This is a genomic window from Achromobacter aegrifaciens (assembly GCF_902859735.1).
GTDB classification, from domain to species: domain Bacteria; phylum Pseudomonadota; class Gammaproteobacteria; order Burkholderiales; family Burkholderiaceae_B; genus Achromobacter; species Achromobacter aegrifaciens.
The window spans coordinates 281,531-295,192 of sequence record NZ_CADIJY010000004.1 but is presented as its reverse complement, the minus strand read 5'-3'; the positions used below and the strand labels follow the sequence as shown (position 1 = coordinate 295,192).

12 protein-coding genes are annotated in these 13,662 nt (G+C 67.4%); 8 read left to right on the top strand and 4 right to left on the bottom strand.

From position 1 onward, the window contains the following. Window positions 1-3: 3 nt before the first annotated feature. Complete coding sequence (locus HV766_RS14380) at window positions 4-1,023, bottom strand: TRAP transporter substrate-binding protein (protein ID WP_054456226.1); 1,020 nt, start codon at window positions 1,021-1,023, stop codon at window positions 4-6. A gap of 112 nt (window positions 1,024-1,135) precedes the next feature. On the opposite strand from HV766_RS14380, the gene HV766_RS14375 reads away from it, so the two are divergent. From HV766_RS14375 to HV766_RS14345, 7 genes are all read left to right on the top strand, one after another. Then, complete coding sequence (locus tag HV766_RS14375; RefSeq protein WP_054456227.1) at window positions 1,136-2,197, top strand: LacI family DNA-binding transcriptional regulator; 1,062 nt, start codon at window positions 1,136-1,138, stop codon at window positions 2,195-2,197. A gap of 114 nt (window positions 2,198-2,311) precedes the next feature. Continuing rightward, entirely contained in the window at window positions 2,312-3,211 is a 900-nt protein-coding gene (locus HV766_RS14370) for a LysR family transcriptional regulator (protein WP_125470654.1), read from the top strand. Window positions 3,212-3,312: 101 nt separating this feature from the next. Continuing rightward, window positions 3,313-4,221, top strand: coding sequence for a transporter substrate-binding domain-containing protein (locus HV766_RS14365; protein WP_119451261.1), 909 nt, complete (start codon window positions 3,313-3,315; stop codon window positions 4,219-4,221). Between the two features lie 82 nt (window positions 4,222-4,303). Beyond that, window positions 4,304-5,059 (top strand): amino acid ABC transporter permease, encoded by a 756-nt coding sequence (locus HV766_RS14360; protein ID WP_175181391.1) that lies wholly within the window; start codon window positions 4,304-4,306, stop codon window positions 5,057-5,059. Then, complete coding sequence (locus tag HV766_RS14355) at window positions 5,056-5,739, top strand: amino acid ABC transporter permease (protein ID WP_175181390.1); 684 nt, start codon at window positions 5,056-5,058, stop codon at window positions 5,737-5,739. Before HV766_RS14360 ends, HV766_RS14355 begins: the two co-directional genes overlap by 4 nt. A 27-nt stretch (window positions 5,740-5,766) precedes the next feature. After that, window positions 5,767-6,495 carry an amino acid ABC transporter ATP-binding protein gene (locus tag HV766_RS14350; protein ID WP_054456231.1) on the top strand — a complete coding sequence of 243 codons (729 nt, stop codon included), beginning with the start codon at window positions 5,767-5,769 and terminating at the stop codon, window positions 6,493-6,495. Window positions 6,496-6,519: 24 nt separating this feature from the next. After that, window positions 6,520-7,380: a D-amino-acid transaminase gene (locus HV766_RS14345; protein ID WP_175181389.1), complete on the top strand. Its 861-nt coding sequence runs from the start codon at window positions 6,520-6,522 to the stop codon at window positions 7,378-7,380. Window positions 7,381-7,599: 219 nt separating this feature from the next. Here the strand turns inward: HV766_RS14345 and HV766_RS14340 are convergent, their stop codons facing one another. Beyond that, a complete protein-coding gene (locus HV766_RS14340) occupies window positions 7,600-8,448 on the bottom strand; it encodes a class I SAM-dependent methyltransferase (RefSeq protein ID WP_054456233.1) in 849 nt (282 codons plus the stop codon). A gap of 125 nt (window positions 8,449-8,573) precedes the next feature. Between HV766_RS14340 and HV766_RS14335 the strand changes: the two genes are divergently transcribed. Beyond that, on the top strand, window positions 8,574-10,625 hold the full coding sequence (locus tag HV766_RS14335; RefSeq protein WP_175181388.1) for a transcriptional regulator: 2,052 nt from the start codon (window positions 8,574-8,576) through the stop codon (window positions 10,623-10,625). Between the two features lie 17 nt (window positions 10,626-10,642). Here the strand turns inward: HV766_RS14335 and nirD are convergent, their stop codons facing one another. Together nirD and nirB are read right to left on the bottom strand one after the other, a co-directional pair. Further along, window positions 10,643-10,993, bottom strand: a complete 351-nt coding sequence (gene nirD, locus HV766_RS14330; RefSeq protein ID WP_175162237.1) for a nitrite reductase small subunit NirD — start codon at window positions 10,991-10,993, stop codon at window positions 10,643-10,645. Next, window positions 10,993-13,542 (bottom strand): nitrite reductase large subunit NirB, encoded by a 2,550-nt coding sequence (gene nirB / locus HV766_RS14325; protein WP_175181387.1) that lies wholly within the window; start codon window positions 13,540-13,542, stop codon window positions 10,993-10,995. The genes nirD and nirB overlap by 1 nt, the downstream gene beginning before the upstream one ends. Between the last annotated feature and the right edge of the window lie 120 nt (window positions 13,543-13,662).

Sequence of the window (13,662 nt, the reverse complement as noted above, 5' to 3'; positions counted from 1 at the left end):
TCCTCAGGCCAGCTTGCCGACGGCCTGCTCCAGCAGGGTCCAGGCTTCGTTGCCGAAGCGGCCCTGCCATTCCTTGTAGAAGCCGGCCGCGCGCAATTGCTCGCGGAAGCTGTCGGCCGACGGCTGGTTGAACAGCAGGCCCTTGCCCTCCAGGTCCGACTGCACCGAGGCGTTGAGCTTTTTGATGTCTTCGCGCTGGGCGAGGCCGGCCTCGTTGATGCCGCGCGCCACCACCGTCTTCAGGTCCTGCGGCAGGCCTTCCCACATGCGGCCGTTGGCGATGAACCAGTAGCCGTCCCAGATGTGGTTGGTGAGCGAGCAGTATTTCTGCACTTCGTACAGCTTGGCCACCTGGATGATGGGCAAGGGGTTCTCCTGCGCGTCCACCACCTTGGTCTGCAGCGAGGAATAGACCTCGCTGAACTGCAGGCTGGCGGGGGCGGCGCCCAGGCCCTTGAACATGGAGATCGGCAGCGAGCTGACCGGCACGCGGATCTTCAGCCCTTCCATGTCGGCGGCGGACTTGACCGGCGCCTTGCTGCTGGTGGTCTGGCGAAAGCCGTTGTCCCACATCTTTTCGAAGGCGTAGAGGCGGCGCTGTGCGATGGCGGCGCGCACGTGGGCGCCCAGCGCGCCGTCCATGGCGCTCCAGACCTGGTTGTAGTCCTTGAAGGCGAAGCCCACGGCATTGATCGCCGCCACCGGCACCAGGGTCGCGATGACCAGTGCGGAAGGGGTGAAGAAGTCGATGCCGCCCGAGCGCACCTGGGCCAGCATGTCGGTGTCCCCGCCCAACTGGTTGTTCGGGAAGATCTTGATGTCCACGCGGCCGTTGCTTTCCTTGAGGATGCGTTCGGCGGCTTCCTGGGCGCGGATGTTCAGCGGGTGCGTGACCGGCAGGTTGTTGCCGTACTTGAGCGTGTAGTCGGCGGCGCGGGCGATCAGCGGGAAGCCCGAGGTCAGGGCGACGGCGGGAACCGCGCAAAGGCGGCGCAGGGCGCTACGGCGTGTCAGCAGCTTCATGGTTGTCTCCATAATCTTGGTTATGATGTTTTTTGATGTGCCACAACAGCGCCAGTACCATGCGGCAGAGTGGACAATAGTGAATCGTTGCCAATATCGTCAAACCTGATTAATGATGGATTTTGATGTGAATCGCATGCCTCCCGAACGCAAGCTCGCGCGTCTGGCCGATGTGGCGGAGCGCGCAGGAGTGTCCACCGCCACGGCCGACCGGGTCCTGAACCGCAGGCCCGGCGTGCGCGCCAGTACCGCCCAGAAAGTCTTCAAGGCGGCCATCGAACTGGACTATCTGCCGGAACAGGAGGTCCGTGCGGCCGCGGCGCCGGAACCCTTGCGGCTGGTGTTCCTGCTGCCGCGCGGCAGCAACCGCTACCTGCGCATGCTGGGCGATACCGTCAGCTATGCGCAGGAGCACTTCGGGCCGCTCAACGCCAGGTGCCAGGTCGAGTACGTGGAGAGCTTCAATCCGGACGCGCTGGCGCAGGCCCTGGCCAAGCACGGCAAGCGCGCCGACGGCATCGCCTTCATGGCGCTGGAACACCCGGCGGTGCGTGAGGCCGTCAACCTGCTGGCGCAGCAGGGCGTGCCTGCGGTGACGCTGATCTCCGATCTGGCCAACAGCGCCCGCGTGGCCTATGTGGGCCTGGACAACCGCGCGGCCGGGCGCACCGCGGGCTACCTGATCGCACGCTTCATCGGGTCGCGCGCGGCGCACGTGGCGCTGATCGCCGGGTCGCGCCACTACCGCGCCCACGAAGAGCGGGAAGGCGGCTTCCTGCAGCTGTACGCCGAACAGTTCCAGGCCATGCAGGTGGTGGACCTGCGCGAAGGCTACGACGACGCGCAGCGCAATTACGAACAGACCCGCCAGCTGCTGGAGCAGTATCCGCAGCTGGCCGGCATCTACAACATCGGCGGCGCGTCCGACGGCGTGGCGCGCGCGCTGAAGGAAGCCGGGCAGCAACACCGGGTGGTCTTCATCGGCCACGGCCTCACGCCCGACACCCGCGCGCTGCTGATCGACGGCACCATGGACGCCGTCATCACGCAAAGCCCGATGGAGGCGCTGATGAGCTGCGTGCGCATATTCTGCAACCTGCGCGACAAGCGCAGTCCGATGAACGGGGTGGAGCTGGCGCGCAGCCAGGTGATCTTCCGGGAAAACCTGCCCTAGACGGAAAAGTCGGGAGTAACCCTGACTGCGGGGGCGTTATGCAAACTATGCATAAGCCCGCCGGGCGCGGTCCCTATACTGCCTCGCATTCACTCTGACGGCGCGGCGGTTGCAATGGATCTACGTTGGTTCCAGGATTTCCTGACCTTGGCGGAATGCGGACAGTTCACCACGGCGGCTGAGCTGCGGCATGTATCGCAGTCGGCGTTCAGCCGCCGCATCCAGTCCCTGGAAACCTGGGCGGGCGCCGCGCTGATAGACCGCGGCTGCTTTCCCTTGCGTCTGACGGCGGCGGGCGAACAGTTCCGTTCCAACGCCGCCGAAATCGTGCGCAAGGTGGTGGATGCGCGCGGCGAGGCCGGCGTCACCGGCCATGACGGCGCGGTCCTCAGGGTGGCCATGCCCCATTGCCTGGCAACCTCGCACTTCCCGGGCTGGTGCGTCCGTTGGAAGGAAGAGAGCGGGGTCGAGTCGCTGCGCCTGCATGTGGGCAATGTGCATGATTCGGTGGAGTGGCTGGCGGCCGGCGTGGTGGACCTGCTGGTGTGCTTTCGCCACGCCGCGGAAGACATACAGCTGGATCCGCAAGCCTATATGAGGACCGGCATGGAGCCCGACTTCCTGCGCCTGTTCCGCCCCGCCACGATGCCGGTGGACGAGACCGCGCTGTACGACGCCGATTCTGCCGCGCGTTACCCCTATGTGTCGCACGCCCAGGGCGCCTATTTCCGGCGGCTGGTCGACCTGTCTTGCGGCGACCTCTTGCAACGCCCCGTCCTGCAGCGCGTCTGCGAAACCGATTTCGTGGACGGCGCCCGCACGCTGGTCAGCGCCGGCGTGGGTTTGGCGTGGCTGCCCGAGTCCAGCGCCCGGGTGTCGGTGGACGCGGGAGAGATCGTGGCGATCAAGGACCGGCGCTGCGCCGTCCCGATGCAGATCTGCATGTATGCGCGCCGCCAGGGACCAGCCCAAGAGCCGGTGGAGCGCGTGTTCAACCTCTATACCCAACGTTGACTGGCCGCGCCCGAAGCTCCCGCCACGGCAGGGAGACGGGCGCGCTCGGCGGCGAGTCCTGCGCAGCACCCCACAAGTACATGAATCCCAAGGAGAAAAGCATGGCACTTTCCATCAAGGCATTGATCGCGGCATTGACGGTTGCAATGGCAGGCCCCGTCGCGGCCCAGCAGCTGGACGGCACGCTGAAGAAGGTCGCGGACACCGGCGCGATCACCATCGGCCATCGCGAGACCTCGATTCCGTTTTCCTACTACGACGGCAACCAGAAGCCTGTCGGCTACTCGATCGACATCTGCAATCGCATCGTCAGCGCGGTGCAGGCCCGTCTGAAGCGCAGCGACATCCAGGTGAAGTATCTGCCCGTCACCTCCGCCACGCGCATTCCGCTGATGGGCAACGGCACCATAGACCTGGAATGCGCCTCGACTTCCAACACCCTGGACCGCCAGCAGCAGGTGGCGTTCTCGGTCACGACCTTCGTCACCGGCAACCGGTTCCTCAGCCAGAAGTCTTCCAAGTTGCGCAGCGTCGACGATCTGAAGGGCAAGGTCGTGGCCTCGACCTCCGGGACCGCGAACATCCGCCAGATCAACGAGCTGAACGAAAAGCGCGGGCTGGGCATGAGGATCGTGCCCGTGAAGGAACACGCGGAAGGCTTTCTGATGGTCGAGACCGGCCGCGCCGCCGCTTTCGTCATGGACGACATCCTGCTCTACGGCCTGATCGCCAACGCCAAGCAGCCGGACCGCTACGAGGTGTCCGACGAGTCTCTGTCGATCGAACCCTACGCCATCATGCTGCGCCGCGACGATCCGCAGTTCAAGGCGCTGGTGGACGACACCATCAAGACGCTCTATGCCAGCGGCGAGTTCCAGGCGCTGTATGACCGCTGGTACCGCAGCCCGCTGCCGCCCAAGGGTATCAACCTGAACGTGGCGATGAGCGAGGCGCTCAAGCGCGTGGTCGCCACGCCCACCGATTCGGGCGATCCCGCCGCCTACCGCTAGGCCCGGAACCTGCCGCAATACGCCGATGCGCGGCCCCGCCCCGGGGGCCGGGACCGCGCGCGGCCTGATCATCGAGAAAAGCATGGCATATCAATGGAATTGGGGCGTGCTGCTGGCCCCGTCGCCCGATGGCGGGCAAACCTATCTGCAAACCCTGCTGGACGGGTTGAGCGTGACGGTCAAGACCGCGGCGCTGGCGTGGCTGATCGCGCTGGCGCTGGGCCTGGCGGTTGGCGTGGCGCGCACGCTGCCTTACCGCGGGGTGCGCGCGGCGGGGGCCGTCTATGTGGAAGTGTTCCGGAACATCCCGCTGATCGTGCAGATGTTCCTGTGGTACTTCGTCTTGCCGGAGCTGCTGCCTGCCGCGGCCGGAGACTGGATCAAGCAGTTGCCCGACGCGTCCTTCTACACGGCGGCGCTGTCCATCGGCATGTACATGTCGGCGCGCATCGGCGAACAGCTGCGCGCCGGGATCGAGGCCCTGCCAAAAGGGCAGCGCAACGCGGGCCTGGCGCTGGGACTGACCTTGCCCCAGCTGTACTGGCACGTGCTGTTGCCGAATGCGCTGCGCACGGTCCTGCCCACCATGACTTCGGATTGCCTGAACACCATCAAGAACACTTCGGTGGCGCTGACCATCGGGCTGGCGGAACTGACCGCCCAGGCTCACGCGATGCAGGAGTTTTCGTTCCAGGTGTTCGAGGCGTTCCTGACCGCGACCATGGCGTATCTGGCGCTCAACCTGATTGTGATCGTGGTGATGCGGGCGCTCGAATACAAGTTGCGCATTCCGGGGCGCGCAGTCGGCGGGCGTGCGGCGAAAGGGGGCAGGGCATGACGGATTTCGACCTGCAAGCCATCGTCGATGCGCTGCCGTACCTGATCCTGTCGGGCCTGCGCTTTACCCTGCTGCTGACCTTCACGTCGACCTTGGGCGGCCTGCTGCTGGGCACCTTGCTGGCGATTGCGCGGCTGTACGGCGGCCGTCTGCTGGCCTGGCCCGCCACGGTGTATGTGAACCTGTTCCGCTCGCTGCCGCTGGTGCTGGTGATCTTCCTGATCTATTTCATCCTGCCTTACGCATTGCAGGCGGCTACGGGGGCTGAGCGGCCCATCGCGCTGGGCGCCATGGGGTCGGCCTTCATTACCTTCATCCTGTTCGAGGCCGCGTATTTCTCCGAGATCATCCGGGCAGGCGTGGGCAGCGTGGGGCACGGCCAGTATGCGGCGGGCAGCGCCCTGGGCCTTACCCACGGACAGGTGCTGCGCAAGGTGATCCTGCCGCAGGCGTTCCGCAACATGCTGCCGGTGCTGCTGACGCAGGTAATCGTCATCTTCCAGGAAACGGCGCTGGTCTATGTCCTGTCGCTCACGGATTTCCTTGGGGCCGCGACCAAGATCGCGCAGCGCGACAACCGCCTGGTGGAGATGTACATGCTGGTGGCGCTGGTGTTTTTCGTGATCTCGTTCACCGCTTCGCGCGGCGTGCGGGCGCTGCGCGCCCGGATCGGGGCCTGAAGCTGTTTCCATGAGGAGTCTACATACATGATCGAGATCGAACAGGTCGGCAAGCGCTACGGCGATCTGCCGGTGCTCAAGCAATGTTCGCTGCGCGTGCGGCGCGGCGAGGTCGTGGTGGTCTGCGGGCCGTCCGGGTCGGGCAAGTCCACGCTGATCAAATGCGTGAACCGGCTGGAACCCTTCGATGCGGGCCGCATCGTGGTCGACGGCACCGACGTGGGCGCGCCCGGCACGGACCTGCCCAAGCTGCGCGCCCGCGTCGGCATGGTGTTCCAGCATTTCGAGCTGTTCCCGCATCTGACGGTGCTGGAGAACGTCTGCCTGGGGCAAGTCAGCGTGCTGGGCCGCAGCCGCGCGCAGGCTTTGGAGAAGGCGGCCGCGCTATTGGAGCGCGTCGGCGTGGCGGCGCATGGCGGCAAGCATCCGGGACAGCTTTCGGGCGGCCAGCAGCAGCGGGTCGCGATTGCGCGGGCGCTGGCCATGGACCCGGTGGTGATGCTGTTCGACGAGCCGACTTCGGCGCTGGATCCGGAAATGATCGGCGAAGTGCTGGACGTAATGACGGGGTTGGCGCGCGACGGCATGACCATGATGGTCGTCACGCACGAAATGGGATTCGCGCGCCGCGTCGCCGACCGCGTCGTGTTCATGGAGTCCGGAGAGATCGTCGACGACGCCAGCGCCGAGGCGTTCTTCGGCAACGCCGCGTCGGCGCGCTCGCGCGCCTTCCTGTCCCGCATCATCAGCCACTGATTTCCCTTACCCACAAGAACTTCCATGTCCTCCATTTTCCATATCAACGGCAGTCTTGTTCCGGCCGAGCAGGCCGTCATCCCGGCGCTGGACCGGGGCTTTCTTTTTGGCGACGGCGTCTATGAGGTGATCGCGGTGATCGACGGCCTGCTGCTGGAGTTCGAGCGGCACGCCGCCCGCCTGGCGCGCAGCCTGGCCGAGGTCGGCATCCGCAATCCGCTGCCGCGCGACACGCTGCTGGCGCGTTGCCGCGAACTGGTGCTGCGCAACGGCTTGCGCGAAGGGTCCGTCTATGTGCAGGTGACGCGCGGCGCGGACAGCAAGCGCGACTTCGCTTTTCCCGCCGACGTCGAGCCCACCGTGATGATGTACGTCAGCGAGAAGTCCTTGCGCGTGAATCCGCTGGCGGAATCTGGCGTGCGGGTGGCAAGCGTGCCGGACATGCGCTGGCAGCGGCGCGACATCAAGAGCGTGTCGCTGATCGCCCAGGTGCTGGCCAAGCAGGCCGCGCAGGCCGCGGGCGCGTTCGAGGCGTTGATGGTCGATGCCGACGGCGTGGTGACGGAAGGCTCGTCGTCGAGCGCGCTGCTGGTGGATGCGCAAGGACGGATCGTGGTGCGGCCCTTGTCGCGCGAGATACTGCCGGGCTGCACGCGCGCCGCGGTGCTGGCGTTGGCCGCCAAGCGCGGGGTGGCGGTGGAAGAACGCAAGTTCACGCTGGACGAATGCCGGCGGGCGACGGAGCTGGTGTTGACGTCGGCATTGCACTTCGTGCTGCCGGTCATCGATCTGGACGGCCAGCCCATCGGCACGGGCCGGCCCGGACCCGTGTGCCGCGAGCTGCGGCAGCTGTATATGGAGTACGCGCTGGCCTCGGCGCTATAGCGGCGCGCGAGCCATGGCGGGCGTATGATTCCGCATAAGGGCTCGCACCCCGTCCGGCAATGGCCGGCACGCCATTGCCTACCTCATCGTATGGTTGCTCTACATCGGCCGCCCGGGCCATTCCGCGGGGGGCCGTGAAGGCGTTGCGCCATGGATCGCTTCCCGTCCGCTGTCCGCGTGGATGGCCCGGACCGGCCCAAGCCAGGCATCAAGGTCCGGTCACCGGCGCGTCACCACGATCTCCAGGTATTCGCTGGGTACGACCATCGTGCCATCGCCAGAGCGGTTATACCGGTCTATCTGCACCATGAGGTCGCTGGTCAGCGTGGCTTGCGCCGCCGGATCCAATGCGCCGAACGCCTTGAGCAGGGGGCCGTAGTAGGTCTTGAAGACCTGCAGCCAGTGTTCGGGGGAGCGGTAGCGGAACACGAAGTGGCGGGGCTCGGCCTGGATCGACGAGGCGTGCGGACCGAACATTTCGTCGATGCGGGCCCGGGTGCCCCACAGCGCCGGCGACTTGACCCCGGCGGGCGGCGGCAGATGCTTGCCGATGGTCTTGAAGACCTGGCCGATGAAACCGTCAGGCGTCCAGTTGGCCAGGCCGATCTTGCCGCCAGCGCGGCAGACGCGGACCATTTCGGCGGCCGCCTGGTCCTGGTCGGGGGTGAACATCACCCCGAAGGTCGAGACGACCGCGTCGAATCCGCCATCCGGGAACGGCAGGGCCTCGGCGTCGGCTTCCTGGAATTCGATCTTCAAGTGCTCGGCGGCGGCGCGTTCGCGGCCGCGTCCCAGCAGCGCGGGCACATAGTCGGTCGAAACGACATCGCACCAGCGGCGGGCGGCGGCCAGCGAGGCATTGCCGTTGCCGGCGGCGACATCAAGCACCTTCTGTCCGGCGCGGACGTCCAGCGATTCGCACAGCTGTTCTCCTACGATCTGCAGCGTGGTGCCGACTACGGCATAGTCCCCGGAAGCCCAGGTGCCCTGCTGGCGTGTCTTCAAGGCGGCCAGGTCGGGCTGCGCGGAATCGCGCACGGGGCTGGTGGCGAGGGAGGAAATGGACATGGTCTGTCTCCGTTAAGGCTCTGTGTATGCGGCAGTGCGCGATGCGGGCCTGCCGGGGAACCGCAACCGGCGCCGCGCGGGTTTGCGTGTGCCGTGCTTCCCGGAATCCAAGTTAAGAGCGGGCCATGGAGGCGGGCGTGGTAGCCGGCGTGGAATCGGCCGAGGGTTCGGCCGGCCCCGCGCAGCCGTCCGGTTCCGTCCCCGGCGGCGAGGTCCGGTTGCGCCTGCTCGGACCCATGGCGATCAGCCGGGCGGGCACGGCCCTGGCGCTGCCGCCGTCGCGCAAGCTGCGCGCGCTCATTGCCTATCTGGCGTTGGCCCCGCATCCCGTGCAACGCGCGCATCTGTGCGAACTGCTGTGGGACGTTCCCAACGATCCGCGCGGCGAGCTGCGCTGGTGTCTCAGCAAGGCCAGGACTCTGCTGGACGAGCCCGGCCGGCGCAGGGTGGAGACCGTGCAGGACACGGTGAGGCTGGACCTCGTCGACTGCCACGTCGACGCCATCGAAATCGGCAGCGCGATGCAGCAGGGCATCGCCCAGCTGGACTGCGGGCGGCTGCAAGCGCTGGCCGCGCTGTTTTCGGGCGATTTCCTCGAGGGGCTGGAGATCGACCGCAACCCCTTTTTCAACAACTGGCTGACCGCGCAGCGCCGGCGTTTGAGGGCCTGCCATGCCGCGGTCCTGGAACATCTGGCGGCCAGCCTTCCGGCAGGGTCGGGCGATACCTTCGCCTGCCTGGACAAGTGGCTGCAGCTCGCTCCCTTCGACCGGCGTGCGCATGAGCTGCTGCTGGGCTTGCTGGCGCAGCGCGGTCAATGGCGCGAAGGCGAGGAGCATCTGGCCGCGGCGGTCCGCGCCTTCGAGGCGGACGGGCTGGACTGGCGGCCCTTGCGCGATACGTGGCGGAATCTGAGGGGGCGGGCAAGCGAGACACCGCGGCTCGAGGCGGCGCCAGGAGCGGCGTCAGAGGCGGCGTCCGCGGAGCGCGCGGGCCGCGCGTCGATCGCGGTGATGCCCTTCGTGGACCGCTCGGCGCAGGCCGGCGTGCGCGGCGGGCTGGCCGATGGCCTGGCCTATGACATCATCACCCGGCTGGCCAAGCTGCGCAGCCTGTTCGTCATAGCGCAAGGCACGGTGTTCGCGCTGGACCAGCGCAACGTGGGACCCGACGAGGCCGGCCGCACGCTCAATGTGGACTATGTCGTGAGCGGGTGGCTGCAGCGTCGGCAAGACCGCATCGCCGTAGCCGTTGAACTCATAGAAGCCCGGACCGCGCGCATCGTGTGGGCGGACGTCTACGACCGGCAGCTGGACGATGCCCTGTTGGCCCTGGACGAAATCGGCAACCGGATCGTGGCCGCCATCGACATCGAAATCGAGGCCGCCGAGCGCAACCGGGCCATTCTGAAGCCGCCAAACTCCCTGGACGCCTGGCAGGCCCATCACCGCGGCCTGTGGCATATGTACCGCTTCAACCGCGCCGACAACGAGCAGGCGCGGCACTTTTTCGAGATGGCCTTGAGGCTGGATCCGACGTTCTCGCGGGCCTACGCGGGCTTGTCATTCACCCATTGGCAGGACGCGTTCCAGCGTTGGGGCGAGCAGGCGCCGGCCATCGACATGGCGTTCGAAGCCGCCGGCCAGGGCCTGATCGCCGATGACCGCGACCCGGCGGCGCATTGGGCCATGGGCCGGGCGCTATGGCTGCGCGGCAGCCAGGATCAATCGCTGGCCGAGTTGACGCGCGCCGTGGATTTGAGCCCGAATTTCGCTCTGGCGCACTACACCCTGGGCTTCGTCCATTGCCAGTCGGGCGACGCCGAGGCCGCGATAGGCTCGTCCGACCATTCTCGCGACCTGAGCCCGTACGACCCGCTGCTGTTCGGCATGCTGGCCGTGCGCGCATTGGCGTTGGTACGCCTGGGCCGGTTCGAGGAAGCCGCCGGCTGGGCGCTGAAGGCGGCGGCCCGCCCCAACGCCCATGTGCACATCCTGGCGATCGCGGCCTGCTGCCTGGCGATAGCCGGCAAGGACGATGAGACCGCCGGCCTGCTGGCCGCGATCCGCAAGACGCATCCCTCATACTGCGTGGACGACTTCCTGGCGGCCTTCCGCCTGGCCGGAGATGCCGAGGCGCTGTTCAGGACGGGCGCCCGGCGCATCGGGCTGGGCTGAGCCGGCGGCGTTGCGTTTCAGGCGATCTCCACCGCATCGCCGTTCAAGCGCGCCCGCCAGGTCCGCAGCCGTTGCTCCGGGTACTGCACGCACGCGCCGTCGGCGAGCCGGAAGTGTTGCTTGTAGAGCGGCGAGGCCACGACGAGTTCGCCGCCTACGTGGCCGACGAGGCCGCGGCCGATGACGTTGGCGCCGGACTTGGGGTCGCGGTTATCGATCGCATAAACGCCGTCGCCCGCGGCTTGCGGCACGTAGAACAAGGCGATCTGCGCGCCATCCACCAGCGCCACCACGCCGGAATTTGGCACCAGATCCTGGCGCCGGCAAACCGGTCGCCAGTCTTGGGGTTTGTGGATCAGGGCGTCCATCAGGCAATCTCCTCGGTAATGGCGATGACGCGCGCGGGAGCGGGTCGGGGCTGGCCGCGTTCCCGCACGAACCGGATGCCGGGGTCGGCGCTGGCGTCGTTGACGAAGGTGCGGAAGCGCTTGAGCTTTTCCGGATCGTTCAGCGCGTTGGCCCATTCGCATTCGTAGCGGTCGACCACCAGCTGCATCTGCGCTTCCAGCTCCGCGCACAGGCCCAGGCTGTCCTCCAGCACCACCTGCTTCAGGTAGTCCAGGCCGCCCTCCAGCGATTCGCGCCAGACCGAGGTGCGCTGCAGCTTGTCGGCGGTGCGGATGTAGAACATCAAGAGGCGGTCTATGGTGCGGATGAGGGCGGCGTCGTCCAGGTCGGTGGCGAACAGCTCCGCGTGCCGCGGGCGCATGCCGCCGTTGCCGCAGACGTAGAGGTTCCAGCCGTTTTCGGTGGCGATGACGCCGATGTCCTTGCTTTGCGCCTCGGCGCATTCGCGGGTGCAGCCGGATACCGCGAACTTCAGCTTGTGCGGCGAGCGCAGGCCCTTGTAGCGGTGTTCGATGTCCAGCGCCATCTTGACGCTGTCCTGCACGCCATAGCGGCACCAGGTGCTGCCCACGCAGGACTTCACCGTGCGGGTGGACTTGCCGTAGGCATGGCCGGTCTCGAACCCGGCGGCGATCAGTTCCGCCCAGATTTCCGGCAGCTCGTGCAGTTGCGCGCCGAACAGGTCGATGCGCTGGCCGCCGGTGATCTTGGTGTACAGCTGGTACTTCTTGGCGACCGCGCCGATGGCGATCAGGCCGTCGGGCGTGATCTCGCCCGCGGGTATGCGCGGCACCACCGAATAGGTGCCGTTCTTCTGCATGTTGGCCATGAAGGTGTCGTTGGTGTCCTGCAGCGGCACCAGATGGGGATCCTGGATCGGGCGGTTCCAGCACGAGGCCAGGATGGAGCCCACCGCGGGTTTGCAGATGTCGCAACCCTGCTGGCCGCGCCCGTGGCTGGCCAGGAGCTCGTCGAAGGATTCGATGCCGTTGACGCGCACGATGGCGTACAGCTCCTGGCGCGTGTGGGGAAAGTGTTCGCACAGGCTCTTGTCCACGGCCACGCCGCGGCTGGCCAGTTCGTGTTCGACCACCTGCTTGAGCAGGCTGGCGCAGCCGCCGCAGCCGGAAGCCGCCTTGGTGCAGCCCTTGACCGCGGCCAGGTCGGCACAGCCGCCGTCGATCGCGGCGCAGACCGCGCCCTTGCTCACGTTATGGCAGGAACAGATGGTGGCGGCGGCGGGCAGCGCATCCACGCCCAGGAGCGGCGCACCCTGGCCCTGCGGCAGGATCAGGCTGGCCGGGTCCGCGGGCGGCGCGATGCCGTTCTGCACGTATTGCAGCAGCGTGTCGTAGTAGCTGTTGTCGCCCACCAGCACCGCGCCCAGCACGCGCTTGCCGTCGGCGGACACCACCAGGCGGCGGTAGCCGGCGCCGGCTTCGTCGATGTAGCGGTAGCTGCGCGCGCCGGGCGTGGCGCCGTGGGCGTCGCCGATCGAGCCCACGTCCACGCCCAGCAGCTTGAGCTTGGTGGACATGTCGGCGCCGCTGAATGTCTGCTGGCCGCTGCCGCACAGCGCCGCCGCCACCGTGCGCGCCATCTGGTAGCCGGGCGCCACCAGCCCGAACACGCTGCCGTTCCAGGCCGCGCATTCGCCGATGGCGTAGATGTGCTCATCGCTGCTGCGGCACTGATCGTCGATGGCCACGCCGCCGCGCTCGGCCAGCGTAAGCCCGGCCTTGCGCGCCAGCGCCACCTGCGGCCGGATGCCGGCCGAAAACACGATCAGGTCGGTTTCCAGCGGCGCGCCTTCGGCAAAGCGCATGCGGTAGCGGTACTGCGTGCCGGGCTTGATGTCCTGGGTGGCGCGCGACAGGTGCACGCCCACGCCCAGCGCCTCGATGCGCGCCTTGAGCGCCGCGCCGCCTTGCTCGTCCAGCTGCACCGGCATCAGGCGCGGCGCGAATTCGACCACGTGCGCCTCCAGCTTCAGCGACTTCAGCGCATGGGCGGCTTCCAGCCCCAGCAGGCCGCCGCCCACCACCACGCCGCGGCGCGCGCCGTGCGCGGCCGCGCGGATCAGGTCCAGGTCGTCGAGCGTGCGGTACACCAGGCGCGATGCGCCTTCCGCGCCCGTGATCGGCGGCACGAAGGGGTAGGAGCCCGTCGCAAGTATCAGTTTGTCGTAGGCGCCGCGGCCGCGCGCGGTCACGATCTCGCGCCGGCGGCGGTCGATCTCCAGCACCGGCGTGCCCAGGTGCACGGTCACGCCTTCCTGTTCATACAGCGCCGCGTCGCCCAGCGCCATCGATTCGGCGTCGCGTCCGTTCAGGTATTCGGACAGGTGCACGCGGTCGTAGGCGCGGCGGCTTTCCTCGCCGTAGACGTGGATGCGGTAGCGCGCAAGCGCGCCGCCGGCGATGAGTTGTTCGACGCAATGGTGGCCCACCATGCCGTTGCCGATGACGACGAGGGTCTGCAGAGAATCGGATGAGGCCGCTACTTTCATGGGATGTCCCCGTGGGCTTGGGTATTCGGGTTTCAGAAAACGCAAAGGCGCCCTGGACCTTGCGGTCGGGGCGCCATTGCCGTTACTGCTCTAGTTGTCTCGCCGGCCTTGCGGCCCGCG